23 protein-coding genes are annotated in these 25,087 nt (G+C 62.7%); 10 read left to right on the top strand and 13 right to left on the bottom strand.

Annotation, left to right across the window (positions count from 1 at the left end; all coding sequences use genetic code 11):
- Positions 1–4 precede the first annotated feature (4 nt).
- Positions 5–646 (bottom strand): TetR family transcriptional regulator, encoded by a 642-nt coding sequence (locus CK501_RS03930; protein WP_095616398.1) that lies wholly within the window; start codon positions 644–646, stop codon positions 5–7.
- Between the two features lie 82 nt (positions 647–728).
- Here CK501_RS03930 and CK501_RS03925 point away from each other — a divergent pair, with 82 nt between their 5' ends.
- From CK501_RS03925 to CK501_RS03915, 3 genes are read left to right on the top strand one after another with little or no spacing between them, the layout of a single operon-like run.
- A complete protein-coding gene (locus CK501_RS03925) occupies positions 729–1,910 on the top strand; it encodes a BaiN/RdsA family NAD(P)/FAD-dependent oxidoreductase (protein ID WP_095616397.1) in 1,182 nt (393 codons plus the stop codon).
- A gap of 9 nt (positions 1,911–1,919) precedes the next feature.
- Positions 1,920–2,789, top strand: a complete 870-nt coding sequence (locus CK501_RS03920) for an EamA family transporter (protein ID WP_095616396.1) — start codon at positions 1,920–1,922, stop codon at positions 2,787–2,789.
- A complete protein-coding gene (locus CK501_RS03915) occupies positions 2,786–3,706 on the top strand; it encodes an alpha/beta fold hydrolase (RefSeq protein ID WP_095616395.1) in 921 nt (306 codons plus the stop codon). The genes CK501_RS03920 and CK501_RS03915 overlap by 4 nt, the downstream gene beginning before the upstream one ends.
- On the opposite strand, the gene CK501_RS03910 is transcribed toward CK501_RS03915, so the two are convergent.
- The 6 genes from CK501_RS03910 to CK501_RS03885 all read right to left on the bottom strand — a co-directional run bounded on the left by CK501_RS03910 (position 3,681) and on the right by CK501_RS03885 (position 14,442).
- On the bottom strand, positions 3,681–6,866 hold the full coding sequence (locus CK501_RS03910; RefSeq protein WP_095616394.1) for an efflux RND transporter permease subunit: 3,186 nt from the start codon (positions 6,864–6,866) through the stop codon (positions 3,681–3,683). The genes CK501_RS03915 and CK501_RS03910 overlap by 26 nt on opposite strands.
- The gene (locus tag CK501_RS03905; protein WP_095616393.1) at positions 6,866–7,855 is read right to left on the bottom strand and encodes an efflux RND transporter periplasmic adaptor subunit; all 990 of its coding nucleotides are present in this window, start codon (positions 7,853–7,855) and stop codon (positions 6,866–6,868) included. Before CK501_RS03905 ends, CK501_RS03910 begins: the two co-directional genes overlap by 1 nt.
- A gap of 129 nt (positions 7,856–7,984) precedes the next feature.
- Positions 7,985–9,424: an efflux transporter outer membrane subunit gene (locus CK501_RS03900; protein WP_095616392.1), complete on the bottom strand. Its 1,440-nt coding sequence runs from the start codon at positions 9,422–9,424 to the stop codon at positions 7,985–7,987.
- A complete protein-coding gene (locus CK501_RS03895; RefSeq protein WP_095616391.1) occupies positions 9,417–12,557 on the bottom strand; it encodes an efflux RND transporter permease subunit in 3,141 nt (1,046 codons plus the stop codon). The genes CK501_RS03900 and CK501_RS03895 overlap by 8 nt, the downstream gene beginning before the upstream one ends.
- Complete coding sequence (locus CK501_RS03890) at positions 12,557–13,765, bottom strand: efflux RND transporter periplasmic adaptor subunit (RefSeq protein ID WP_095616390.1); 1,209 nt, start codon at positions 13,763–13,765, stop codon at positions 12,557–12,559. Before CK501_RS03890 ends, CK501_RS03895 begins: the two co-directional genes overlap by 1 nt.
- A 56-nt stretch (positions 13,766–13,821) precedes the next feature.
- Complete coding sequence (locus tag CK501_RS03885; RefSeq protein WP_198949371.1) at positions 13,822–14,442, bottom strand: TetR/AcrR family transcriptional regulator; 621 nt, start codon at positions 14,440–14,442, stop codon at positions 13,822–13,824.
- 136 nt (positions 14,443–14,578) lie between these two features.
- Between CK501_RS03885 and tcdA the strand changes: the two genes are divergently transcribed.
- The 5 genes from tcdA (at position 14,579) to CK501_RS03860 (ending at position 18,712) form a co-directional block, all read left to right on the top strand.
- Complete coding sequence (tcdA, locus tag CK501_RS03880; RefSeq protein ID WP_095616389.1) at positions 14,579–15,397, top strand: tRNA cyclic N6-threonylcarbamoyladenosine(37) synthase TcdA; 819 nt, start codon at positions 14,579–14,581, stop codon at positions 15,395–15,397.
- Positions 15,398–15,399: 2 nt separating this feature from the next.
- On the top strand, positions 15,400–16,242 hold the full coding sequence (locus tag CK501_RS03875; RefSeq protein ID WP_095616388.1) for a fructosamine kinase family protein: 843 nt from the start codon (positions 15,400–15,402) through the stop codon (positions 16,240–16,242).
- A 181-nt stretch (positions 16,243–16,423) separates the two neighbouring features.
- Positions 16,424–16,954, top strand: coding sequence for a DUF6795 domain-containing protein (locus tag CK501_RS03870; RefSeq protein WP_095616387.1), 531 nt, complete (start codon positions 16,424–16,426; stop codon positions 16,952–16,954).
- Positions 16,955–16,994: 40 nt separating this feature from the next.
- Complete coding sequence (locus CK501_RS03865; RefSeq protein ID WP_095616386.1) at positions 16,995–18,167, top strand: lipase family protein; 1,173 nt, start codon at positions 16,995–16,997, stop codon at positions 18,165–18,167.
- Between the two features lie 35 nt (positions 18,168–18,202).
- A complete protein-coding gene (locus CK501_RS03860; protein ID WP_143421377.1) occupies positions 18,203–18,712 on the top strand; it encodes a DUF6795 domain-containing protein in 510 nt (169 codons plus the stop codon).
- Positions 18,713–18,767: 55 nt separating this feature from the next.
- Here the strand turns inward: CK501_RS03860 and CK501_RS03855 are convergent, their stop codons facing one another.
- From CK501_RS03855 to CK501_RS03840, 4 genes are read right to left on the bottom strand one after another with little or no spacing between them, the layout of a single operon-like run.
- Positions 18,768–19,712, bottom strand: a complete 945-nt coding sequence (locus CK501_RS03855; RefSeq protein WP_095616384.1) for an NADP-dependent oxidoreductase — start codon at positions 19,710–19,712, stop codon at positions 18,768–18,770.
- A 17-nt stretch (positions 19,713–19,729) separates the two neighbouring features.
- Positions 19,730–20,173, bottom strand: a complete 444-nt coding sequence (locus tag CK501_RS03850; protein ID WP_095616383.1) for an acyl-CoA thioesterase — start codon at positions 20,171–20,173, stop codon at positions 19,730–19,732.
- The gene (locus tag CK501_RS03845) at positions 20,166–21,263 is read right to left on the bottom strand and encodes an SMP-30/gluconolactonase/LRE family protein (protein WP_095616382.1); all 1,098 of its coding nucleotides are present in this window, start codon (positions 21,261–21,263) and stop codon (positions 20,166–20,168) included. The genes CK501_RS03850 and CK501_RS03845 overlap by 8 nt, the downstream gene beginning before the upstream one ends.
- A 21-nt stretch (positions 21,264–21,284) precedes the next feature.
- Positions 21,285–22,064: an alpha/beta fold hydrolase gene (locus CK501_RS03840; RefSeq protein ID WP_233128834.1), complete on the bottom strand. Its 780-nt coding sequence runs from the start codon at positions 22,062–22,064 to the stop codon at positions 21,285–21,287.
- A 105-nt stretch (positions 22,065–22,169) separates the two neighbouring features.
- Between CK501_RS03840 and CK501_RS03835 the strand changes: the two genes are divergently transcribed.
- Both CK501_RS03835 and CK501_RS03830 read left to right on the top strand, forming a co-directional pair.
- The gene (locus CK501_RS03835) at positions 22,170–22,619 is read left to right on the top strand and encodes a PilZ domain-containing protein (protein ID WP_095616381.1); all 450 of its coding nucleotides are present in this window, start codon (positions 22,170–22,172) and stop codon (positions 22,617–22,619) included.
- A gap of 223 nt (positions 22,620–22,842) precedes the next feature.
- Positions 22,843–23,877 carry an AraC family transcriptional regulator gene (locus CK501_RS03830; protein WP_095616380.1) on the top strand — a complete coding sequence of 345 codons (1,035 nt, stop codon included), beginning with the start codon at positions 22,843–22,845 and terminating at the stop codon, positions 23,875–23,877.
- Here CK501_RS03830 and CK501_RS03825 read toward each other — a convergent pair.
- The gene (locus CK501_RS03825; protein WP_095616379.1) at positions 23,874–24,659 is read right to left on the bottom strand and encodes a hypothetical protein; all 786 of its coding nucleotides are present in this window, start codon (positions 24,657–24,659) and stop codon (positions 23,874–23,876) included. The genes CK501_RS03830 and CK501_RS03825 overlap by 4 nt on opposite strands.
- Positions 24,660–24,661: 2 nt before the next feature.
- Positions 24,662–25,021 (bottom strand): DUF1499 domain-containing protein, encoded by a 360-nt coding sequence (locus CK501_RS03820; protein WP_095616378.1) that lies wholly within the window; start codon positions 25,019–25,021, stop codon positions 24,662–24,664.
- Between the last annotated feature and the right edge of the window lie 66 nt (positions 25,022–25,087).

Here is a 25,087-nt window from a genome sequence, read left to right as displayed (position 1 = left end):
GGCTCTAGGAGCCTGCCAGCCTGGCATCCAGACCCGGGGAAAGGATCTCGGCCATGGCCCCCATGAACTGGCGGCGGAGGAAGCGCTCCGTCTCCTTCTGGATGGCTTTCTGCTGTTCCGGGTACTCGATGTAATCCATGCCGCGGAACAGCATGAACCGGACGACGGTCCTGGCAATGTCCAGCACCGTGGTCCGGTCAACCTGGGGGACCAGCTCCCGCTCGGTCACGTCATCGGCCATCTCGCTGGCCGCTTCCTCCAGCTGCCGCGCCAGGGCCTGCCTGAGCACCAGTGAGGGCCCGTGAAGTTCCCGCACCGCGACCATGACCACCGCCGGATTAACGCGGAAGTACTCGTACACGAAATAGACCGAATCGTGGGCCGCCTGATCCGAGGTCGCCGCCGCTGTGCGCAGACGCCGGACCTGGCGCTTGACCTCCGAGGCGATGCACTCCAGCACGAACAGGCCGAAATCATCCAGATCCGAGAAGTGACGGTAAAAGGTGTTGGGATTGAGGCCAGCCTCACGGGCCAGCTCCCGGATACCCAGCGAACTGATGCTGCGACTGCTGGTCACCAGGCGCAGCGATGCCTGGAGCAGTTTCATCTTCCCTTCCGGGATGGACTGGGTGCCAGGTCCGATCATCGGCCTCTTTCCACTGGTTCACTCGGGTTCACGGGCCTTAGAATACGCGCTCAGCAGCACATTCGGACAGGCCACCCCCATCATGCCCACCACCTATGACGTCATCATCATCGGCGCCGGCGCCGCCGGGCTCATGTGCGCCGCGACTGCCGGCTACCGTGGCCGGCGTGTGCTGGTGATCGAGCACGCACGCCGCCCCGGGCGCAAGATCCTGATGTCCGGTGGGGGGCGCTGTAATTTTACCAACCTCAACAGCACCCCGGCGAACTTTCTCTCGGACAACCCGGGGTTCTGTATTTCCGCCCTCAAGCGCTACACCCCCGAACACTTCCTTGAGCTGGTGCAACGCCATGGCATTGAGCACGAGGAAAAAGCGGCGGGGCAGCTGTTCTGCCAGGACTCAAGCCGCGAGATTGTGGATCTTCTGATGACCGAGGCCGAGTGGGCGGGCGTCGATGTCATGACCCGCACGACGGTGGCAACGGTCGCCACCTCCGATAACGGCTATACCCTGGCGACCAGCGCCGGCGAATTCCACGCGGAAGCCCTGGTGGTTGCCTGCGGCGGCCTTTCCATCCCCACCATGGGGGCCACTGGTTTCGGCTATGAGCTGGCCCGCCAGTTCGGGCTCGATATCATACCCACCCGGGCCGGCCTGGTGCCCTTTACGCTGGCGCCGGAGCTCCGGGAGCAGCTGGCGCCACTGGCGGGCATCAGCTGCCCGGTGGCGGTCTCGTGCAACGGCGAACGATTCCGGGAACCCATGCTGGTGACCCATAAGGGGCTGAGCGGCCCCGCCATGCTGCAGATCTCCAGTTTCTGGGAACCCGGTGATGCCCTGGGGATCGATCTGCTGCCGGATCAGGATGCGAGCCAGTGGCTGACGGAACAGCGCCAGAACCACCCCAACCGCAGCGCGGCACGGGCCCTCGGCGAGGAGCTTCCGAAGCGCTTTGCCCAGGCCTTCTCGGAACTCCAGGGCTGGCGGGAACCGCTCCAGCATTTCAGCAGGGCGGACCTGACGCAGGCGGCACAGACCCTCAATAGCTGGCAGTTGACGCCGGCGGGCACCGAAGGCTACCGGACCGCCGAAGTAACCCTGGGCGGAGTGGATACCCGGGCACTGTCCTCGAAGACCATGGAGGTCCACGACCAGCCCGGGCTCTTCTTCATCGGCGAGGTGGTCGACGTCACCGGCCACCTCGGCGGGCATAATTTCCAGTGGGCCTGGGCCTCCGGCGTCGCCGCCGGCCAGGCGGTCTAGGAGCAGCGTATGATCATCCTTGTTCTCGTCACCATTCTCTGGGCCTTTTCCTTCAGCCTGATCGGCGTCTATCTCGCCGGGAACGTGGACAACGACTTCGCCGTGCTGACGCGCGTGCTGTGCGGTGCCCTGGTGTTCCTGCCGCTTCTGCGCTGGCGCGGGGTTCCCGGCGGCTTCCGGCTGGGAATGATGCTGGTCGGTGCCAGCCAGTTCGGCATCACCTACCTGCTGCTGTACCGCTCGTTCGCCTTCCTGACGGTGCCGGAGGTGTTGCTGTTCACGGTCTTCACGCCCATCTACATCACGCTGATGGATGACGCCCTCCACCGCCGGTTTGCCCCAGTGGCCCTTCTGGCTGCCGCACTGGCCACGCTGGGGGCGGCGATCATCCGCTACGATGGACTCAGTGAGTCCTACATCACCGGCTTTGTCATGCTGCAGGGCGCCAATCTCGCCTTTGCCGCCGGCCAGGTCGGGTACCGGCGCCTCTATGAGCGGTATTCACTGACGGCGCCCGCCTGGCGGCTGTTCGGCTACTTCTTTCTGGGCGCCATACTGGTGGCGTTGCCGTCCTTCATGACGTTCGGCGACCGCACCATGCTGCCCGCCACGCCCTGGCATTGGCTGGTTCTGGGCTGGCTGGGCTTCGCCGCCTCCGGGGCGGGCCTGTTCTTCTGGAACCAGGGAGCACGGAAAGTGGATGCGGGCACCCTGGCGGTCATGAACAATGCCCTGGTGCCCGCGGGACTGCTGGTGAACCTGCTGATCTGGAACCGGGATGCGGATCTGCTCGCGCTGGCTCTCGGCGGCGGGCTGATCGGCGTTTCGCTCTGGGTCAACCAGTACTTCCGCCCTGAACTGAAGGAAGCTGGGGCATGAGCATCGGCATGGACGAGCCTACACGGGTCCATACCCTGCGGACGCCGGATAACCGGCAGCTGGTGGGCCTGGAAACCGGCGCCGAGGACGGCATTCCCGTGGTCTACGCGCACGGCATGCCCGGCTCAGCGCTGGAGGCCCTGTTCTTCCATGAGCAGGCACGGATCGCCGGTTTCCGGATACTGGCGCTGGACAGGCCCGGCATCCGCGGCTCCAGCTACCAGCAGGACCGGACACTGCTCGACTACCCCCGGGACCTGGCCCTGTTCCTGGATCACCTGGGGATCGACCGCTGCATCCACATGGGCTGGTCCAGCGGCGGATCCCGCACCATGGCGGCCGCCCATGAACTGCCCGGGCGGATACGGCTCGCGGTGCTGCTTTCCAGCTATACCCATTTCCGGGAAATGGCCGGTGCCCGGCGACTGTTGCTGCGCACGCTCTGGCCCGGGCCTGTCATTGCGGATATCAGTCAGGCCCTGTTCCGGGCGACCGTCGCGCTGATCACCGCCATTGCCCAGCGGCGGCCGGATTTCTACATGGCCCGGGCACGCAGCCTGTTCAGCGACGCGGATCACGCCATCCTGGGAGACCCTGGCCAGATCCGGCGCTTCCGCGCCAGCCAGCTGGCCTGCCTCAACTCAGGCGCCCACGCCATTGCCACGGACCTGCTCACGGAGATGGGGGACTGGGGATTCCGGCTCGGGGCCATCCGGACACCAACACTGGTCCACCAGGGCGCCGAGGATCAGCTTCTGCCCCCGGCCTACGCCCGGCACCTGGCTGCAACCCTCCCTGATGCCGAACTCACCATGCTCCCCCACTCCGGCCACTTCTATCCCCTGAGCCGACCCTTTCAGGGCGATCTGTTCCAGCGTATCGAGGACGCACTCAACGCGCCTCGCGCTGGCCGATGAACAGATAGTAGGCCAGCGGCACCACGATCACCGTCAGCAGGGTGGACATGGCCAGCCCGAAGATCAGCGAGATCGCCAGGCCGTTGAAGATCGGGTCCGTCAGGATGAAGAACGCCCCCAGCATGGCGGAGACCGCGGTCAGCGCTATGGGCTTGATGCGCACGGCACTGGCCATCACAACCGCCTCTTCCAGCGGTGTCCCCTCGCGCAGCATATCCCGGATGAACACCACCAGCAGGATGGAGTTGCGGACAATGATGCCGGCCAGCGCGATCATGCCGATCATGCTGGTCGCGGTGAATTCCTTACCCAACAGCGCATGGCCCGGCATGATCCCGATGAGCGTCAGTGGGATGGGCATCATCACGATCAGCGGCAGCCCGTAGGAGCCGAACTGCGCCACCAGAAGCAGGAAGATGGCGACGATCCCGACGGCATAGGCGATCCCCATGTCCCGGAAGGTCTCATAGGTGATCTGCCACTCCCCGTCCCACTTGATGGCGGCCTCGTCCGGCCATTCCGGCTGCTGGATGTAGTACTGGGGCAGGTCTTCCAGATCCTCGGCCATACGGAACATGCCGTACAGCGGGGAGTCCACGTCGCCGGCCATGTCGGCAGTGACGTAGGTGACCGGCATCAGGTTCTTGTGATGGATCGCCCCTGGCCAGCTGCTCGGTTCGATTGAGGCCACCTGCGCCAGCGGCACCATATCGCCGGAACGGCTCCGGACCTTGAGGGACAGCAGCGCGGCTTTCTGGGCCCTGTCGCCTTCATCCAGGATCACCCGTATCGGAACCGCGTATTTGGCATTCGGATCGTGAAAGTATTCAAGATTACGCTTGCCCAACGTGACGGAGAGCAGATCCACGACCTGGGCCTGGGAAACACCCAGGGTGGCAGCACGCTGGCGATCCACCACCACACGCCAGCGCTCCACGGGAGCCTCCACTGTGGTATCGATATCCACCAGCCCCTGGATACCTCCCATGCGCTGCGCCAGTGACTCAGCCTCCCGGGCACGCACCTCGGGACCGGGACCATAGACCTCGGCAACCAGCGGCGACAGCACCGGCGGCCCTGGCGGCACCTCCACCACCTTCACGGCGGCCCCGTAACGCTCACCGATCTCTGTCAGCGGCTCGCGCATGGCCTGGGCAATATCATGGGAAGCCTTGTCCCGTTCGTCCTTCAGGTTGATCTGAAGGTCACCCTGCCAGGAATCCTGGCGCAGGTAGTACTGGCGCACGAGTCCATTGAAGTTGATGGGGGAAGCGGTGCCGGCATAGGCCTGCCAGTTCGTGACAGCCTCGTGGCTCTCCAGATAACCGCCCATCTCCGTGAGTACCTTCTGGGTGGTTTCCATGGGGGTGTCCTCCGGCATATCCACCACCACCTGCAGCTCCGACTTGTCATCAAAGGGCAGCATCTTGAGGATCACCAGCATGAACACCGGCAGTGCGGCCGCCGCCAGCGTAAGCCCGATAACCCCGGAGGCCAGCCCGTGGCGTCGCCAGCTGTGGTTGCCCATGAAGGGTGTCAGAACCCGGCTGAACAGACGGTAGAGCCGTGGATTCACGGCTTCCCCTCCGCCACCGTCTCCTTCGGCTCGATCACGGGGGCGCACCAGCCGCAATGCCAGCCAGGGAGTAAGGATGAACGCCACGAGCTGTGAGAGCACCATCCCCGCGGAGGCATTGATCGGGATGGGACTCATATAGGGGCCCATCAGCCCAGTCACAAACGCCATGGGCAGAAGCGCGGCCATGATAGTGAGGCTCGCCATGATGGTTGGGGTGCCTACTTCATCCACCGCTGTGGGAATCACACGGATGGCCGGGTCATCGGAGTTATGGATGCGCCGGTTGACGTTCTCGACGATCACAATGGCGTCATCCACCAGGATCCCGATGGCGAAGATGAGCGCGAACAGAGAGACCCGGTTCAGGGTGAAGCCCCATGCCCAGGAAAACACCAGCGTCAGGAGCAGGGTCAGAAGCACCGAAAGACCGACGACCATGGCCTGACGCCAGCCCATGAACGCCAGCACCAGAAGCATGACGGACAGGGTGGCCATGATCAGGTCCGAGATCAGCTTGCGCGCCTTGTCACTGGCGGTCTGGCCATAGTTGCGGGTGGTGAGCACCTCAACATCATCGGGAATCACCCGCCCCCGCAGCTGTTCGAGCCGGTCTGAAACAGCCGTGGTTACATCAATGGCGTTCTCGCCGGTTTTCTTGGCGACGGCAAGGGTCACTGCCGCATAGCGCTCGCCGGGCTCGCCTTCCCCTGCAGGTCCGAAACCCAGCTGCACCGATGCGTCCGGCACAGTACCGCCACGACTGACGGAGGCCACATCCGACAGGTGAACGGAAGCCCCATTGCTGCGCGCCACAACGAGCGACCTCAGTTCCTCAACCTGCTGGAGCGGCTCCCCCGGCTGAACCGGGATGGACAGCCCCGCACGCGTAACCCTGGTTTCCTGGCCAGTGGCATTGGCGGCCCGGATCGCCTCCCGCAGGTCACTGATACCCAGGCCGTAACCGGCCAGGCTGGCGGGCTCAACCCGCACATCGATGCGATCCGGCACGCCGCCGACCGTGTAGATATCCCGGGTACCGGACACCCGCTTGAGCTCCGTCTCCAGGGTATGGGCAAGACGGGTCAGGTCTTCGCCACTCTGGCGCCTTTGCGGGTCATAGAGGGTCAGGGTCATGACCGGAACATCATCAATCCCCCTTGGTTTGACCACGGGCTCGCCCGCCCCCAGCCCCTCGGGGAACCAGTCGCGGTTGGACTGGACCTTGTTGTGGATGCGCACCAGCGCTTCCCGCCGCGGCAGCCCCACCTCGAACTGGACCGTGATGACCGCCTGGCCCTGGCGCGAGACCGAATAGATGTCCTCAACGCCCCGGATCTCGTCCAGGATCTGTTCACCCGGAGTGGCGATCAGGCTCGCCACCTCCCGGGCACTGGCCCCGGGAAACGGCACCATGACGTCCACCATGGTCACATCGATCTGGGGTTCTTCCTCCTTGGGCGTCACGATGACGGCAACAATACCGAGCAGCAGCCCGATCAGTGCAAGCAGAGGGGTGAGGCGACTGTTCTGGAAGACCCGCGCGATCTGGCCGGACGGACCGAGCCTGCCATGCTGTGTCATCAGTACAGTGCCTCACGGCGCACGGATTCCCCCTCACTGACACCGGAAAGCACTTCCACCAGCCCGTCCCGACGGCTCCCGAGACGCACCTGACGCAGACGGGGCTCATCATCCGGGCCGCGCACGAACACGGCACGCAGTTCACCACGCCGGTAGATGCTGGATTCGGGCACCCAGAGTGCCTCGCGCGTCTCGGTCGGGATGCCCACGCGTACCAGCATACCGGGGAAGAGGCGGGCCTCGGGGTCGGCAAGCTCAAGCCTCAGCCGGAAGCTGTGGCTCTGCTGATCCGCATAGGGGTAGAACGTCATGCCGTCGGTTTCGAGCTGCGTTCCACCATCAAGGGTCACAACCGCCTCGCGCTCCGAGCGCACGCGCTCCGCGTACTGCTGGGGAAGAGAGACCACCACCCGCAGCTGCTCCAGCGACAGACCCCGCATCAGCGGTTGCCCTGGCGAGACGGACTCCCCCACCTCGACCATGCGCTCGGTCACGATGCCACTGTAAGGGGCGTGTACACGGGTGTAACTGAGCTGCTCCCGTGCTTCGGAAAGCGCGCCTTCGGCGCGTGAAACACGGGCTCTGGCTGCCTCGAAACGGTTACGGGCCTGATCCAGATCCTGTTGTGAGGCGACATCGCGTTCGTGCAGCTGCTCCACGCGCTCCAGGTTCTGGCGGGCATCAGTGAGCTCGGCCTGAGCCTCTTCCAGGCTGGCCCGGGCCTGCTCCACACGAGCCTGTTCATCACTGTCCTCGAGCCGGACAATCAGCTCGCCTTCCGGAACGGCGTCGTCCACGTCGTAGGGCAGCTCGACAACGGTTCCCGCTGTCTGGGCGGATACGGTGCTTTCCCGCACAGCCTCGATCATGCCATCAAGGCGGAGGGTTTCTGTCAGCGTTTCCCGCTTCACATCCACCCACTGTGCTGAGGCGGCCTGGGCTGCGCCCGAAAGGCAGAAGCAGAGAACCATCATTAGGGCTCGGCGCATGCCTGCCTCCTTAAATTTAGTGTAACCTAATATTTAAGTCTAGCACCCGCATGGCCTGGCAGGAAGGTGACGGCTGCCGGCTCCGCGCTTGCACGGGCCGGCAAACCTGTAAACAGAGCCCTGCCCTGGTCAGGAGTCTCCGCTTTCCGGATCAACGGCTTTGCCATCGGCCCAGCCGCCGCCCATCGCCTTGAACAGCGTGGCCGTGGCGTTGAGCCGGTCGCGGATGGCATTGGTGAGGGTCAACTCCGCGTCCAACAGGACCCGCTGGGTGTCCTGCACCGTCAGGAAGTCCGTGAGGCCTTCCTCATAGCGCAGCTCGGCCAGCTCCAGCGTTTTCTCCAGCGCCGACACCTGGTCCCGGAGCCGACTGACCCGTTCATCCGTCGCCTCATAGACGGCCAGCGCGTCCCGCACCTCGCTGAACGCCTCCTGGAGCGTGACGCGGTAACGGGTTTCCGCCTGATCGCGCAGACTCCGGGCGGTTTCAACCCTGGCCTTGTTGCGGCCGAAGTCGAATATGGGACCAAGGACGGAGGCACCGATCTCCCAGGTCTCGGCAGGGCCCGTGAACAGGTCATCGGATTCAATGGCCGCACTGCCTATGGAGCCACGGAGGTTGAAGCTGGGCAGGCGCTGGGCCTCGGCGACGCCCACCTCTTCGGTGGCGGCGATGATGGCCGCCTCGGCCGCACGGATGTCCGGCCGGCGCTCCAGAAGATCCGAGGGCAGGACTTCCGGAACCTCGTCAGGCAGCGTGATCCCACTGAGGCTGCCTTCGCCGAAATCCAGATCGCTGGTGAGTTCGCGCGGGGTCATGCCCACGAGTACACCCAGGGCTGTCTTCAGCCGGGCAACACGCTGGCGCTGCTGGGGAACCAGGGCACGGGTGGCTTCCAGCTCGGACTGAGCCTGGCGCAGGGTCAGCTCGTCGGTGTCGCCGCCTTCGTAGCGGGCGCGTTCGATCCGCACGGTCTCCTCGCGCGTCTCCAGGGTCCGCTGGGTGATCGCCAGGGAACGCTGGGCCGCACGCAGCTCCGTATAGGTGGCGACCACATCCGCGATGGTGCTGAGACGCACCGAATCATGGGTGAACACCGATTCCTGGAGCGCGGCCTCGGCGGCATCGCTCTGGCTCTCCAGCCGGCCCCAGAGGTCCACCTCATAGCTGAGCAGGCCGGTCACCGAGAACATGTTGTCGGTGGTCCCGCCGCCCAGCGGATTGGCAGCCCCGGATTCACGCCCCCGGGCGGCATCAGCCTGGCCCTCGATAGTGGGCATCTCCTGGGCATCCGCCAGCCCCAGCCGCGCCCGGGCCTCCTGCAGCCGCTGGTACTGCAGCTGCATATTGAGGTTGTCGTCCAGGGCCCGTTCCACAAGGCGATTAAGCGTGGGGTCATCAAACCGGTGCCACCAGTTGGACCAGTCCGCACGCTCATCATTGGTCAGAAGCACCTCGTCCGGCCATTCCTCCGGGAGGTCCACCTGGGGCTCCTTGTATTCCGGGCCGACCGCACAGCCGGCCAGGAGCAGAGGGAACGTCAGTGTTGCAAACAGTAGCCTACGCATCGGAAACCTCTCTGGAGCTGTTGTTGCTCCCGCGATTGCTCAACCAGATCGAGAACTCCTCGAAAAGCCGATAGAACAGCGGCACGAAGAACAGGGCCAGGGTGCTGGCGACGATCATGCCACCAACCACCACGGTGCCGATTTCCTGGCGACTGGAAGCGCCGGCGCCGGTAGCCACCACCAGAGGCAGGGAGCCGATGATGAAGGTCAGCGCCGTCATCATGATGGCCCGGAAGCGCTGCTGGGCGGCCGCTATGGCCGCGTCCTTGGGCGACAGCCCCTCCTTGCGGTTCTGGGCGGCGAATTCCACGATCAGGATGGCGTTCTTCGCCGCCAGGCCGATCAGTACCAGCAGCCCCACCTGGAAATAGATGTCATTGGGGAAGCCGCGCAGCAGCGAGGCCAGCGCGGCCCCGAATACGCCAAACGGAATCGCCGTGGCCACCGCCAGCGGCAGGGTCAGGCGCTCGTACTGCGCCGCGAGAATCAGGAATACCATGACCAGGCCAAGGGCAAAGGCAATGGTCCCTGCCTGCCCGGCAGCCGCCAGCTGATAGCCCTGACCGATCCAGCCCAGGGGCGTGTTGGACCCGAGGTTCTCGTCCGCAACCTCGCGCAGTGCGTTCATGGCATCACCGGTCGTATAGCCCTCTGCCGGATCCGCAGCAATGTTGGCAGCGGGATAGACGTTGAAGCGGTTGATGATGTCCGCCCCTGTCTCCCGCGTCAGCGTCACCAGCGAGCTGACCGGGATCATCTGGCCACTGTTCGAGCGCACGAACACACGCCGCAGATCCTCCGGGCGGCTGCGGAACTCACCTTCAGCCTGCATGTTCACCTGCCAGTTCCGGCCCCGCATGGTGAAATCGTTCACATACAGGGTACCGAAGGTGCTCTGCATGGCGGAGAAGACTTCACTGATGGGCACATCCAGGGCCCGTGCCTTTTCACGATCAACGTCCGCCCGGTAACGGGGGATGCTCACGTCCAGGTCAGTACGGGCATTGGTCAGCACCGGGTGGGCGTTGGCGGCCTCGACCATGTCCTGGGCCAGTGCATGCAGCTCCTCGGTGCTCATGCCTTTCTGGTCCTGGATGAATGCCTCCACGCCCCCGGTCAGGGACAGCCCCTGGATCGGCGGTGGCGAGAATGACATGACGTTCGCCTCTTCCACACCGGCTCCGGCGCCCATGATCTTCTTCGTCATTGCCGAGGCGGACTGCCCCGGGCCCTGACGCTGCGACCAGTCCTTGAAGGTCACAAAGGCGATGCTCGCATTGGGGCGCAGCGCACCAGCGAGCAGGTCATAGCCGGCAAAGGCGACAATGTTCTCCACTTCCGGCATTTCCAGAACCCTGTTGACCAGCTCCTCACGCACTTCCTCGGTCCGGCCCAGCGCTGATGCCGGAGGCAGGTAGGAGGCCATCAGCACAAACCCCTGGTCTTCCTGGGGCACCAGCCCCGAGGGCAGACGATCCAGCATCCAGAGAGTGCTGCCAATGAACAGGAAGAAGAGAGTCACACCGATCACCGCATGATTCAGTATCCAGGTCACACCCGCGACAAAGGCATTGGTGATCTTCTCAAAACCGGCGTTGAACCACTGGAATGGCTTTGACACATCCTTCGGCTCGCCATCCAGAAGGCGTGCGCACATGGCCGGAGTCAGCGTCAGCGCGACAATCCCGGAGATGACAATGGAGACCGCAATGGTCACGGCGAACTGGCGATAGAGTTCGCCCGTCAGCCCGCCAAGGAAGCCAACCGGTGCGAACACCGCCACCAGGACCAGCGTGGAGGACACGACCGCGCCGGAAACCTGCCCCATGGTTTCCACCGAAGCCTCATAGGCGCTCATATTGTGTTCCTGCATGAGCCGCTCAACGTTCTCCATGACGATGATGGCGTTATCCACCACAACCCCGATGGCAAGAATCAGTCCGAACAGGGTCAGCAGGTTCACCGAGAAGCCAAGCAGCGTCATACCGGCAAAGGTGCCAATCAGGGCAACCGGAATGGCCGCCAGGGGAATCAGGGTGGCGCGCAGGTGCTGCAGGAAGATGAAGGTCACCAGCGACACCAGAACCAGGGCGATCACCAGCGTGATCAGCACCTCCTGGATCGACATCTGGATGAAGGTGGTGGTGTCGTAAGGGATCTCGTACTGGAGGTCCTCCGGGAAGCGCTCCTCCAGGTCCCTGAGCGCCTCACGAACGTTGGTCGCTGTCTCCAGTGCGTTGGCGCCCGGCTGGAGATAGACCCCCACCGGTACGGCTGCCTGGCCATTGAAGGAGGCGGAGAAATCGTAATTCTGTGCCCCCAGCTCAACCCGAGCCACATCTCCGAGGCGCAGCGAGGCGCCATCGCTGGTGGTGCGCAGCATGATGTCCTCGAACTCCCTGGGATCCGACATCTGCTGCGGTGTGGACACGCTGAAGGTGAATGCCTGATCCACCGGTGCCGGCTGCGCCCCCAGTCGGCCGGCAGCATACTGCGCGTTCTGGGAACGCAGCGCACTGGCCACATCCATCGGGGAGACATTGTATTCCGCCATCTTGTCCGGCTGGAGCCATATCCGCATGGAATAGTCCTTGGCACCGAACAGCGAGGCGTTACCCACCCCCGGTGTGCGGACCAGCTCGTCAATGACGTTCAGCAGCGCGTAGTTGGAGATCTCAATGGTGCTGGTATCACCGGATTTCGAGGACAGTGCCACCACCTGCAGGATCGAGGTGGAGCGCGCCTCAACGGTCACGCCCTGATCCCGTACCGCCTGGGGAAGACTGGACATGGCCCTCTGGACCCGGTTGTTGACGTTGATCGTCGCCTGGTCCGGGTCCGTGCCCACCTCAAAGGAGACGGTGATCTGCACACTGCCGGCATCGGTGCTGGCGGACTCCATGTAGATCATGTCGTCAACGCCGTTGATCTCCTGCTCCAGCGGTGCCGCCACACTGTCCGCCAGAACCTCGGCACTGGCCCCGGGGTAGTTGGCCTCCACGACCACTTCCGGCGGAACCACGTCCGGGTACTGCTTCACGGGCAATCCCATGAGGGCAGCCGCACCGGCAATCAGGATGATGATGGAGATGACCGCCGAGAAGATCGGGCGGTCAATGAAGAATCGGAACATCAGTTACTCTCCCCGCCATTCTGGCCTTTCTGACCGTTCTCGACTTTCACCTTCATACCCGGCTGCCTGATGCCGGCCATGCCGCCGACCACAACGCGTTCACCTGCTTCCAGTCCGTCCGTGATGATGCGGCGACCATCAACCACCTGGCCGGTCTCAACCGAGCGGGGCTGGGCCTTGTTGTCGTCGTCGAGCACAAAGACCTGAAGGCCGCCGTTCCCGCCATCGCTCACCGCTTTGGCGGGGACGGTCATCACATCCTCCAGTGTGTTGAGCTTCACCCGGATGCGGACGAACTGGCCGGGCACAATGCGCTGCTCCTTGTTCGGGAACACCGCGCGCGCCGTAACGGTCCCGGTTTCCGGGTCAATGGTGCTGGCCGTGAAGTCGATGGTACCGGTGTGTTCGTATTCAGAGCCGTCCGGAAGGATCAGCTTCGCGGTGCTGCGATGATCGCCGTTGCTACCCGACTGCATGGCTTCGCGCGCACGGCGGCGTGCCGCGGCATCGTTCTCCGGCAGCGCGAAGCGCACATGCACCGGGTTCATCTGGGTGATGTGGGTAAGCTCGGTGCCGCGCTCGATCAGGTTACCCTCGGACTGGGTCTCGAGGCCGGTCACGCCGGTTACCGGCGCCTCCACATCGGTGTAACCCAGTTCCAGCTCAGCACGTTCGACTTCGGCCTCTGCAACCGCCACCTGGGCCTGTGCCAGTTCGAACGCGGACTGCGCATTGTCCCGCTCGCGCTCACTGACCGCGTTTTTCTCGTAGAGACTGGAAACCCGGTTCCACTCCCGCTCAGCCTGGTTGAGATCCGCCCGGGCGGACTGGAGCTGGGCTTCTGCGGCCTGCAGGGCCACCTCAAAGGGTTCCGGATCGATCCGGAACAGGGGCTGACCCTGTTTGACCACCTTGCCCTCGTCGTAGAGGCGCTCTTCCAGAACGCCCTCGACGCGGGCCCGGACAGCCACTTCACGGGCACCCCGGACACGCCCGGCATAGTCCTCGCGAATGGTCACATCCTCGGTCTGAACCTCAGTGACCGACACCGGTGGAGGCGGCGTCCCGCCGCCCTTCTGGCCCTGACCACCGTCACCACTGCCGCCACAGGCGGTCAGCCCCAGCGTCAGTACCAGCGCGGTACTGAGTCCGCCAATACGACGGGCTCGGCTGCTCCCTCTGACGTCTGTCCGGGTCAACTGATTCATGGTTCCTCTCTCCGCAAAGTGACAAATCGGTGTGGTTAAAACTGCGTTCAGCCGGCTCAACCCTCGGGCTTGAGGATGCCCCTGAACAGTAATGCGCTAATTTCATCCGCCCGCTGCGCACGCGATTCCCGATCGCCTGCAAGAAGCTGGGAAAAGACCGCCCCATAGAGCAGGTCGCTGAAGACTTCCTGAGCCAGTGCCGGCGACATATCCGGCCGCATACGACCCTGTTCGATCAGCTTTTCGAACCGGGCGCGCCATTTGCCGCCGCTGGTTTCCTGGTACACAAAGTAGAGGGGCTTGCCGTTCTTCGGGAACTCCGCCCGCTCCTGGATGAACAGCTCCACCGTCTCGGGGTTACACTCAAAGAACTCCAGGTAACGGCGGATACCCAGGCGAAGCTGCTCAAGGGGATCCTCAAGCGGGTCAACCGCCTCATTCACATAACAGGTCAGGTCCTCCAGCGCCTTCTCAACGGTTGCCATGAAAAGGGCTTCCTTGCTGGCAAAACAACGGTAAACCGTGCCCTTGCCGGCACCGGCACGCTCCGCAATGCGATCCATCTCAGCGCAACGGTACCCCACCTCCGCAAACACCACGGCGGCGGCCTCCAGGACCTCTTTTCGGCGTTGTTCCGGAGCCTTGTGGGTGCGCGTCGGGCGCGGTGAATCGGTCACGTGTATCGGCCTCACGGGAAACGGACTGACTAGTCCGTCGGATCATACGGATCTTAATCTGGACTGACAAGTCCGTAATCCTGAAACCCGGTTTCTGGTAGAATCCGCACAAACCGAAACCCACCAAGGAGCCGCCATGACGCCGGATTCCTTTTCCCAGCGCTTTGGGGGCATGGAGCGCCTCTACGGCCAGGACACCGCACGCACCCTTGCCGGAGCCCATGTGGTCATCGCCGGGATCGGGGGTGTGGGGTCCTGGGCGGCCGAAGCACTGGCCCGCAGTGGCATTGGCGCCCTTACCCTGATCGACATGGATGACATCTGTGTGACCAACACCAACCGCCAGGTCCACACGCTGGTGGGAACCATCGGGCGCCCGAAGGTAGAGGTCATGGCGGAGCGGCTCCAGGGAATCAATCCGGAATGCCGGGTTACAGCGGTTCCGCAGTTCGTGACCACCCGCAACATGGAGAACGTGCTTCCCGGGAACTGCGAGGCGGTGGTGGACGCCATCGACAGCGTCAACCACAAGGCGGCCCTGCTGGCCCACTGCCGCCGGCGCAAACAATGGGTGATCTGCGCCGGGGGCGCCGGGGGCCAGATGGACCCGACCCGCATCCGCGTGGCCGATCTCAGCCGCACCACCCAGGACCCGTTGCTTGCCAAGGTGCGCAACCTGCTGCGCCGGGAATACGGCTTCTCACGCAACCCGAAGCGGCGCTTTACTATCCCCGCCATCTATTCCGAGGAACAGCTCACCTACCCCTCGCCGGATGGCGGCACCACCCATGAAAAGCCCGGGGACGGCCCTACCCGGCTGGACTGCAGCACGGGCTTTGGTGCTGCCAGCTTCGTGACCGGTACCTTCGGCTTCGTGGCCGCCTCGAAGGTGCTTGAACATCTGGCCCGCCGCCATGAAACAATGCGCGCAAGAGCAGAAACCGACGACCAGTGACCATGGCCCGCATCCCCGAGAGCCTCGCAGCGCAGATCGACAGCCCGATTGCCACCGCCCAGCCCATTGGCGGTGGCAGCATCAACGATGCCGCCCGGCTGACGCTCGAAGACGGCCGGACGCTGTTTCTCAAGACTCACCCCTCACCACCGGCCGGCTTTTTCGAGGCGGAAGCGGCAGGGTTGCAGGCATTGGGCAGCGCGAATGCCGTACGCATTCCCTCAGTGGTCGCGGTTGCTGAGGACGGGCTGGTTCTGGAGTGGCTGGATGGCCGGCCGGGCCAGGACTTCGCCCGGCAACTCGGGGAACAGCTGGCGCAACTGCACAGCGTCACCGCTGGGGAGTTCGGTTTCGAGCGGGACAACTTCTGCGGCCTCACGCCCCAGCCCAATCCGCGCATGCGCGATGGCTTCCGGTTCTTCGCCGAGGCCCGCCTCCTCCACCAGGGAAGAATCGCTCGGGACAGCGGCCGGCTGAACCAGGGGGACATCCGACAACTGGAATGGCTCGCCGGGCGCCTGGACCGCTGGATCCCCGAACAGCCCGCCAGCCTGATCCACGGCGACCTGTGGTCCGGCAACATCCACTGCGGCCCCGGCGGCGAACCGGTACTGATCGACCCGGCGACCCACTATGGCTGGGCCGAGGCAGATCTGGCCATGACCACGATGTTCGGCAGCCAGCCGCGCCCGTTCTGCGAAGCCTACCTCGCCAACAGCCCGGTTGAACGGGACTGGGAGGAACGGGCCCCGCTGTACAACCTCTACCACGAGCTGAACCACCTGAACCTGTTCGGTGGGCCCTGGGCTGGAGGTGTCCGGCAGACGCTGAAGCGTTTCAGCTGACCAGGCCTGTGACGCCGCTCACACCATCATGAGGCTGCTTTGACGACGCGGGAACCAGTGGCATAATTCCCACTGATTAAACGACAGGACGTCAGCCTCAGGACAGGGAAATGGCCCGCACCGCTTTTGCAGATCCAACCCGGATGCACCATTGCAGGCAAACGGCACCGCAGGTGGCTGTATGACCAAGCATCGTGCCACCCCCCAAGGACTGCTCGCCCTCATCCCGATCCTCGTGGCTGCCGGCTACATGCTCTATTCCAGCGAGGTCATGGCCGATATGTTCGGATGGTTCAAGCGTTATGATGTGCATCTTTCGCCGAAGGTGAGAGGGCGCCTTACAGCTCGGGGGAAACCGCTGGAAGGTATCCTGATTACGCGGGAGGTTCATTATGGCAAGTCCTATATTGATAGGACACGAACTGACTCTGAAGGTAACTTCGCTTTCCCGCAACGGCAGATTCGATCGTCTTTACCGGCGCGCCCTTTGACTGAGGCTAGGGTGATACAGCTCATACACGCCGAAGTCGATGGAAAGTCATATATCCTGTGGCAAGCCGCAACGGAAGATCTCCAAACACCCAAAGCCTTTCGCGAGCGCTTAGGGCGCCTCGATTGCGATATCTCCAACCCTGACCAAACACATCATTTCTATAATCACGAACATCCCCAATTCGAACATAATGTTGGCAGTATCTGCCGCTGGGAATAAATCAGGACGATCAATTCAAATGTGAAGAAGGATCTTCATAATGGAAACACTGTCACCAAGCATAGCGGCGGAGTGTGCTGACGCCGTTTACAGCGTTTTTTCCCCAGATTCGATGGGGAACATCCCAATGCCGCTCTCAACTCAGCTCGAGCGTCGTTTCTCTTTCAAAGGCAAACCGAGCCCAGTCATGGGGGAAACGGGAGGAATCTTCGGACTTTATACTCAAACAACTGGCTTCGCGGTCATAGGTGAGGGACGAGAAAGGCATCGTAATTCAACGCTCATAGCGATCCGGGGTAGCAGTTCGATTGCAGATTACCTGACCGATTTTGACGTAGGCATTGCAACCGGGATCAATAATCAAAGCGTGCACTCAGGCTTTGAAGAAGCTTTTGCAAGTATGAGGCCTTCGTTCAATGACAGGCTTGCGAAGCGACTCACGCAAGCTGGCCCCAATCACACTGTCCATTGCGTAGGCCACAGTCTCGGTGGCGCCCTCGCCTCACTCACCGCCGATTGGCTCAAATCTCAATTCCCTGTAAAAGTAAAACTGTACACCTTTGGCGCGCCTCGTGTCGGCCTGAAAGGCTATGCTACGAAAAACACGAACCAAATCGATGCCCATTACCGTTGTACACATGGTGCTGATCCCGTTCCATTAGCCCCCGTTTGGCCATTTATCCATGCACCCAATGAAGGCGCTGGTGAATACAGGCTTGATAGCGCTGAAGGCATAAATTTCTCCGCGCACAGAATGGGACACAAGGGAACACCTGGTTATCGGAATACGGCGGAAACCGATGACTGGGGAAAACTGAAACGCCAATCTATGCGTTTCCTTAACCAGACCGTACGGCTCCGCTACGAAGATCGTCTCCAAGCCTCTTTCACAAACTACTGGTCCGAAAAGCTGAACGCTGCCCTGATCACGCTGCTCAAGGACGCTGGCTACTATTCCGTTGTGGCCGGTCAGGCCACAATGAGTTCTGCGTTGACTTTCTATGATCGGCTGGCCCGCTCGCTGGAGAAAATCGCTGAGGCATCAACGGAGTTCGCCGAGCAGACAGCGGGCCTTCTGGGTCATATGCTGGTATTTGCCGGGAAAGCTGCAGTGACAGTGACAAAGCTCACCTATCAGTTCATCCGATGGGTATTCGAAACCACAATCGGAACGCTGAACCGCAGCGTCAAAAAAGCTCTGGAGTCATTGTGAATGGGAGGCTTTGTTTAAAGGCAACCTATCGGAGCATGTCAGTCCTGATCCCCAGCGTGCTGATTCTTGTAGCTGTCAGTGATATCACCAACCCGGTTGAGGTTATGTCCGATATGCTTGGAGCATTCAAACGTTACGACGTCCTTCTCTCTCCAAAAGTGGAGGGGCAGATTCTTGAAGGAGGGAACCCCGTACCAAACGTAAAAGTCATCCGCGAGCTCACTTACGAGGATGAATACACTGATCAGACACGAACTGACGACGAGGGGTACTTTCAGCTTCCAGAGAAATGGATTCGTTCACGGATTCCAGGCCGTATGTTCGATGAGACCAGAATCCGCCAGATTGTCGATGCCGAAAAAGATGGCCAAGCTTACTTACTGTGGTATGCGAATACCCCAAGCATCCAACCGGAACAGACCGTCGTCGAAAAACTGGGATCACTCTACTGCGATCTGTCGAACTCCGAGAAACTTCACCACTTCCCTGTCGCCGGTGAGGCCCGCTTTGCTCACGATGTCTATAGCATCTGCCGATGGGAGTGAGCGGTAGAAAGATAACCGAGTTACCCTGAAAACATCACGCCAGCTCTCGCCCGATCTATGGCTGCAAAACCAACTTCCCCCGCACATGCCCATCATCCTGCCGGCGATGGGCAGCGGCCGCATCACCGAGGGGGAAGGCGGCGGAGATGTGGAGTTCCGCGTCACGGCGGTTGAGCAGGGCCAGGATCTCCTCGAGCTGGTCGGTATCCGGCTCAACCACGTAGCCGGCGGCCTGTATGCCTTTCTCGGCGGCAAGGTCCTTGATGGCCTGGGCCGTTACCGTGGGAACGGTGACAAGCTTACCGTGTTCCCCGAGGGTGCTGAGCGCGGCCTTGCCGGCTTCGCCGCCGACCAGGTCAAGTACGGCGTCCAGTCCATAGCAGACGTCATGGACGTCTTCCTGTTCATAGTTGACGACATCGTCAGCACCAAGCTGGTGGAGGAAATCCTCGTTGGCCCCGGAGCCGGTCGTCACCACATGGGCGCCGTGCTGGGCGGCGAACTGCACCGCGAAATGGCCAACCCCGCCAGCACCCCCGAGGATCAGGAGCTTCTGGCCGGGTTGCAGCCCCAGGTGGCTGAACAGGCCCTGCCAGGCCGTAAGCGCGGCCAGGGGCACACCGCCGATTTCTTCCAGTTTCAGCCCCTCCGGCGCCCGGCAGAGTTCGTCGGCGCGCACCAGGGTCTGCTCCGCGTAACCGCCACCGGCCCGAGGGAATCCGGTCATGCCAACGACCGGGTCACCCTTTTGCCAGCCATCAACACCGGCGCCCACCGCATCAATGGTGCCAGCCACTTCAAAGCCCGGCACCCAGGGCAAATGATCACGTATGGCATTGGCCACGAATCCCTGGCCAGAGCGGGTCTTGAAGTCGATGGGATTGACCCCGGCACTGGCCACGCGCACCCGCACCTGGCCCTCGCCGGGCTCGGGCAGCGCCGCTTCACGCAGTTCAAGGACGCTGGCATCTCCGAATTCGGGAATGACGATCTGGCGCATGGCATATCCTCCAGGGATTACTGGTCGTGGCTGGCCTTTTTCAGCAACTCGGCCATGGGTTCCGGAATCCGGGCCGGACGCTGGGTCGCGGTATCAATACAGACATGGCGGGACTCGGCTTCCACCAGGGTCCGGCCGTCACTGGGCCGGACCAGCTGGAACTGACGCCCGGAACGCAGCTTGCCGTCGAATTCGGTCAGCCAGGTTCCAAGGATCAGGTCATCATCGGCCAGCGCCGCGGCTTTGTAATCAATTTCGGTGCGCACAATCGCCATGGCGCGGCCAAGCTCTTCCTGCAGCTCCCACGTCAGGCCCACGGACTCAATGTGCGCCCAGCTGATCTCTTCCATCCACTGCAGATAGACGGTGTTGTTGGCGTGTCCGAGGCGATCCACGTCCTGTTCCGAGACCCTGATGTTCATCGTGAACGGATCGGCCATCCGCCAGTGCCAGTCACTCATTCGGTTGCTCCCTCAGGGCTTTCATCGCCCGATCGTAATCCAGTCGACCAATGCGGTCATTGTAGAGTGAACCAAAATAGAGCGCACCGTCCCGCGCTTTCACCGAGGTTACCATCTGCAAACGCTCCCCCGTCGGGTCATGCAGGCTGCCCAGCATCTTCCCCTGCTGGTCGAAAGCCAGTACCAGGCCGTAGGGCTCGGGGCTCGGCTGCAGGGATTCCGGCAGCTTGGCCACCTGCTCCTTGAGCCAGGGACTCGGGTGAAAGGCGTCCATCTGTGGATTGCGCCTGGTGGGCAGGGCCACCCAGATGATGCCGTTATCATCCGCGGAGAGGTTATCCGGGAAGCCGGGCAGGTTCCGGGCAAAGATCTCACTGGTACCGGCCTTCTCGCCTTCAAGCCAATACTGCTGGATGCGGTAGCGCCAGGTTTCGTTGACCAGTACGGAACGCTCGTCTTCGGTCAGGGCCACCCCGTTGGCGAAGTGGAGGTCATCCATCAGAGTTTCGGTTTCCCCGGTTTCCGGGTCATAGCGGAGCAGGCGCCCGTGCGGGCGGCTCTCGAGCATATCCAGGCGGTAGTCCGGCTGGTGGAAACGGCTGCTGGCGTCCGAGAAGTAGATGCGCCCGTCCGAGGCAATGGCCAGGTCATCGGTGAAAGCAAAGGGGGTGCCTTCGGATTCAGTGGTCAGCACCTCAATGGCGCCATCCGGGGCAACCGACAGCAGCCCCTTCCAGGCGTCTGCAACGATCAGGTTCCCATCATCGTCGAACTCCATGCCCAGGGGGCGACCGCCGGTATCCGCGAAGGTTTCCACCTCTCCGTTCGGGCTTACGCGGATGATCCGCCCGTCCTGCAGGCCTCCATAGACGTTGCCCTCGGCATCCACCTCGGTGTCCTCCGGGCCTTCGATGTCACCTTTGGCCAGCACATCCGCGTCCAATAAAGCTTCATTCGGTTGCGCGGGCCCTTCCAGCCCCGGTGCCTCCGGCGGTTCCCAGGCGACGGAATCGACTGGCGAGGGCCACAGCAGAAAGATGCCGATAAGCAGCAGAACAGCGATCAGGAGTATGAGCAGGCTTTTTTTCATTGTTATTCCGACTTGCTGGTGTCAGTTGTCTTCCGCCAGAAAGCGCTGGCAGATGCGGGCAAACAGCTCGGGTTTTTCCGCGTGGAGCCAGTGCCCGACCTCGGGGATCACCTTCAGTTCAGCCTGGGGAAAATAGCGCTGAACAGCGTCCTGGTGGCGGCTCTGGATATAGTCCGAATTGCCACCGCGAATGAAAAGGGTCGGCCCCTCATAGGCACCCTCGGTCGTCGGGCCTGCCATGATCTGTTCGTAGCAGGCCAGGATCCCCGGCACATTCATCCGCCACCGGAAACCGCCGTCCGCCGGCACCAGATTGGTCAGCAGAAACTGCCGCACGCCTTTCTCACCGATGTCTTCCGCCAGCACGCCATCGGCTTCACGGCGGGATTTCACGGCGGCCGGATCCAGCGCCTCAAGCGCATCCTGGATGGCGTCATGGTGGGGCTCATAGGCCACCGGCGCAATGTCGGCAACGATCAGGCGCCGAACCCGCTCCGGCGCCATCAGTGCCATTTCCATGGCGGTCTTGCCGCCCATGGAATGGCCCAGAAGATGGGCCGTCTCCAGTCCAGCCCGATCCATGTAGGCCAGCACGTCCGCTGCCATTTCGGGGTAGCTCATGCTGCGCGTATGCGGTGATTCACCGTGGTTGCGCAGGTCCAGGCTGTGCACCTCGAATTCCGGCGCCAGGCGCCGACGCACACCGCCCAGGGTATCGCCGGCGCCGAAGAGGCCATGCATGAGTATCAGGGGCGGGCCATCACCCTTGACGCCCGCATTGAGTTCCACCGTCTCTGTCAAAACCGTTTCTCCGTGCCATACCGCTCACCCGCCACTGGCGAAGAGCGGGCGACGGGCTTAGACTCGTAACATCAAGCAGTGTAAGCCTAAACGGAACCTGACCCCATGGCCACAGCAGCACCCCTTTACGATGAACGCCGCCACCTGCAGCGTTTCCCCGCCGCAGAACTGGAAGTCCGGTTGAAGCCAGGGCGCAGCCGCTTCAGGCGTGGTGAAGTCGTCGAAGCCGCCGATTTCACCCGCGAGGGTGTCGCCATCATCACGTCCCGGAAACTGCGCATGGGGCAGAAGGTGCTGGTGGATCTGACTCTGCGCCTGGACCGGAGCGAACTCCACCAGAACCGGCTGGTTGCGGTGGTCACGAACGTGCGCGCTGAAGGGGAACAGCACCGTTACGGTCTGAAATTCGACTTCCGGGCCAATGGGACCATGCGTGCACTCGAAACCCAGGCCCGCCTGGGACGCATGGAGGGGATTCTGGAGCGCATCCAGAAAATGAAGGCCCGTCACCGCAGCGGTGAGGACCTCATCAGAACCTATTCAGATCAGGGGTAGAGCGGGCCCCTCAGTTGAACGCGGGGATCTCGCTCAGATAATCGGACAGAGCCTTGAGATTGGCTTTTTCTTCTTCAGTGTGCGGAACGCAGATTTCGAGGTTGGTATCCATATCCATGACGCGACTCCTTGGGTTTGTCAGGATTTCAGGTATTATCCTACGTCGCAATGCCTGAGCCGGCTTGACGCACCCGCTCAACCTTTTGACAGGTGGTAACAGTCGATGACAGACAGTCCCACGGTGAGCGCTTCCGGCACTCTTGCTCTCACCCACTACCTGACCAGCCGGGGATTCGCCACCCAGGACCATATTGATGGCATTCTTGGGATCTCGTCAGAGGAACTTGAGGATCCCGACTGCCGTGTTGCTGTGCACAGCCATAACCAGCTGTGGCAGGAGGCACTCCTTCTGACCGGGGACCCGGCACTGGGATTGCGGCTGGGTGAAATTGTGGATCCGGACCGCATGGGGCTGATGAGCCACATCGTGTTCAACAGCGACACCATTGAGCATGCGCTGGAGGAATACATGCGGCTGCACCGTCTTGTGAACGAGGCGGTGCACCTGTACCAGACCCGGGAGGGCGACCGGATACGGGTCACCTGGCACGTACCGGATCCGGCGCTGTACTGCATTCCGGACATGGACCGAACGCTGTCCGCTGCCGTCACCCGTGCGCGCCACTTCATCCATCCCCGGCTGGCCATCGAGCAGCTGAGCCTGGCGCACGAGGACCCCGGCTACCGGGCCCACTACGAGCGGATCTTCCAGTGCCCGGTCACCTTCGGCGCCGGTGAGACCAGCCTGTGTTTTCCGGCCCGCTACCTGGATTCGCCCCTGCCCCACCGCAACCCCTATGTGCATTCTGCCCTGACCACACACGTCAATCGGCTGCTGCGCCAGTTGCGCCCGCGCAAAACCGTTTCCGAGCGGGTCCGACGCATCGTCCAGAAACAGCTCCCACGCACACCGGATGTGGACCGGGTGGCCTCGGCCATGCACATGAGCCGCCAGACGCTGTACCGCAAGCTGAAGAAAGAGGGCGAGAGTTTCCAGAACCTGGCGGAAACGGTGCGGCGTGAACGGGCACTGCAGTATGTGGCTGAAGGCGAATACGGGCTGACGGAAGTGGCGTTCCTGCTCGGGTTTTCGGAACTGAGTGCCTTCAGCCGGGCCTTCAAGCGCTGGACCGGGGAAAGCCCTGGCCACTACCGGGCACGGCACCGCGAAGAACGCGCCTCGACGATGGCGGACTAATCCTCGCCGAACTGCAGCACCAGATGATTCACCAGACGCTGGAGACGTGCCCGCACATGGCGGGCACTCACGGCTACCTGCTGGGCCGCCCCTGGCTCCTCGAGGTCTTCGGGTGACAGATCCGGCTGGTACAGCTCACAGGCAAGCCCCAGCTTGGGGATGCGCCCACCCAGCAACCACGGCAGGCTCACCACACCGCTCTGGTTCACAGCCCGGCGCAGGTGTTCGGGCAGACGCTCCACCAGGAAACGGGCTGAAGCCGGAATGGGCACCGGTCGCCCCAGCCTTTCAGTGCCGCTGTGGGCCAGCAGCAGTACAGGTACTTCCGCCCGAACGGCCGCCTCTATGAACCGCTGGCTTCGGAAGGGCTGGATATCGATGCCGTTGCCGACATTGCTGTATTCGCCTTCCGGCATGATGCCGCAGTCATTGAAGGTGCCATTGCTCAGTTTGGCAACAACATCCTCTACTCCGGAATCCGCCGAGGTCTGCACCAGACGCTCCGCCAGGGGACCGACACCGGGCACCCGGTAGAACCCTCTCCAGGTCACCCCGAACGGCACCCTGTCACCTCCGCCATGACGCACCATGGTCCGAACCAGTGCTGCCAGGGCGGGCGCCGGGCCGAGCGCGGGGCCATGATTCATGATGATCATCAGCCGGGGATGGTCCCGGAGAATGCCGGCAAGGTCATCCATGCCGACACCCTCGGCTTCTTCGCGGTAGAACAGCGGCGCCAGCCGATCGGCGACCGGGAGAAGGTCCTGGTAGGTGCGTGCCATGGCTAGTCCTTCGCCAGCTCACTGCGCACGGTTTCAAGCCGCCGCCGGTTCACGCCGAGATCCGAATAGCCGAGCCTTGAGGCCGAACGCACCTGGATCACGCCCTGCTCCGGGTCACGGACAAAATCCAGATCGTCCACGAACCGCAGCACCCGGGTGCGGGCCTCGGCACGGATGGTCTCCGCCGTCTGCTCCACAATCCGTACGCCACTCAGGGCCTCCAGCACGCCAGGCAGCCGCTCCCATGTGCCTTCATCCCCCGGCAGGGGCTCTATGTACTGCTTCCCCCGGCCCTTACTGGAAACGCAATTGGGCTTGCGCGGACACGGCCTGAGTTGCGGACTTCCTGCATCAGTACTCATACGGACTCCATTCTGGACGACAGGGTAGGGGTAAATCTGCTTCACTTGCGTAAAGGTCAGACATTA

This window comes from Halovibrio salipaludis (assembly GCF_002286965.1).
Taxonomy (GTDB): domain Bacteria; phylum Pseudomonadota; class Gammaproteobacteria; order Pseudomonadales; family Oleiphilaceae; genus Halospina; species Halospina salipaludis.
This window is presented reverse-complemented; position numbering and strand designations above follow the sequence as displayed.

Bases quoted from the DNA above. Each gene is read 5' to 3' on its own strand.
- tcdA (WP_095616389.1), top strand. From the start codon at position 14,579: ATGACGCCGGATTCCTTTTCCCAGCGCTTTGGGGGCATGGAGCGCCTC.
- CK501_RS03830 (WP_095616380.1), top strand. From the start codon at position 22,843: ATGACAGACAGTCCCACGGTGAGCGCTTCCGGCACTCTTGCTCTCACC.
- CK501_RS03915 (WP_095616395.1), top strand. From the start codon at position 2,786: ATGAGCATCGGCATGGACGAGCCTACACGGGTCCATACCCTGCGGACG.
- CK501_RS03870 (WP_095616387.1), top strand. From the start codon at position 16,424: ATGACCAAGCATCGTGCCACCCCCCAAGGACTGCTCGCCCTCATCCCG.
- CK501_RS03855 (WP_095616384.1), bottom strand. From the start codon at position 19,712: ATGCGCCAGATCGTCATTCCCGAATTCGGAGATGCCAGCGTCCTTGAA.
- CK501_RS03820 (WP_095616378.1), bottom strand. From the start codon at position 25,021: ATGAGTACTGATGCAGGAAGTCCGCAACTCAGGCCGTGTCCGCGCAAG.
- CK501_RS03925 (WP_095616397.1), top strand. From the start codon at position 729: ATGCCCACCACCTATGACGTCATCATCATCGGCGCCGGCGCCGCCGGG.
- CK501_RS03825 (WP_095616379.1), bottom strand. From the start codon at position 24,659: ATGGCACGCACCTACCAGGACCTTCTCCCGGTCGCCGATCGGCTGGCG.
- CK501_RS03930 (WP_095616398.1), bottom strand. From the start codon at position 646: ATGATCGGACCTGGCACCCAGTCCATCCCGGAAGGGAAGATGAAACTG.
- CK501_RS03910 (WP_095616394.1), bottom strand. From the start codon at position 6,866: ATGACACAGCATGGCAGGCTCGGTCCGTCCGGCCAGATCGCGCGGGTC.
- CK501_RS03865 (WP_095616386.1), top strand. From the start codon at position 16,995: ATGGAAACACTGTCACCAAGCATAGCGGCGGAGTGTGCTGACGCCGTT.
- CK501_RS03900 (WP_095616392.1), bottom strand. From the start codon at position 9,424: ATGCGTAGGCTACTGTTTGCAACACTGACGTTCCCTCTGCTCCTGGCC.
- CK501_RS03835 (WP_095616381.1), top strand. From the start codon at position 22,170: ATGGCCACAGCAGCACCCCTTTACGATGAACGCCGCCACCTGCAGCGT.
- CK501_RS03875 (WP_095616388.1), top strand. From the start codon at position 15,400: ATGGCCCGCATCCCCGAGAGCCTCGCAGCGCAGATCGACAGCCCGATT.
- CK501_RS03920 (WP_095616396.1), top strand. From the start codon at position 1,920: ATGATCATCCTTGTTCTCGTCACCATTCTCTGGGCCTTTTCCTTCAGC.
- CK501_RS03850 (WP_095616383.1), bottom strand. From the start codon at position 20,173: ATGAGTGACTGGCACTGGCGGATGGCCGATCCGTTCACGATGAACATC.
- CK501_RS03860 (WP_143421377.1), top strand. From the start codon at position 18,203: ATGTCAGTCCTGATCCCCAGCGTGCTGATTCTTGTAGCTGTCAGTGAT.
- CK501_RS03905 (WP_095616393.1), bottom strand. From the start codon at position 7,855: ATGCGCCGAGCCCTAATGATGGTTCTCTGCTTCTGCCTTTCGGGCGCA.
- CK501_RS03845 (WP_095616382.1), bottom strand. From the start codon at position 21,263: ATGAAAAAAAGCCTGCTCATACTCCTGATCGCTGTTCTGCTGCTTATC.
- CK501_RS03890 (WP_095616390.1), bottom strand. From the start codon at position 13,765: ATGAATCAGTTGACCCGGACAGACGTCAGAGGGAGCAGCCGAGCCCGT.
- CK501_RS03895 (WP_095616391.1), bottom strand. From the start codon at position 12,557: ATGTTCCGATTCTTCATTGACCGCCCGATCTTCTCGGCGGTCATCTCC.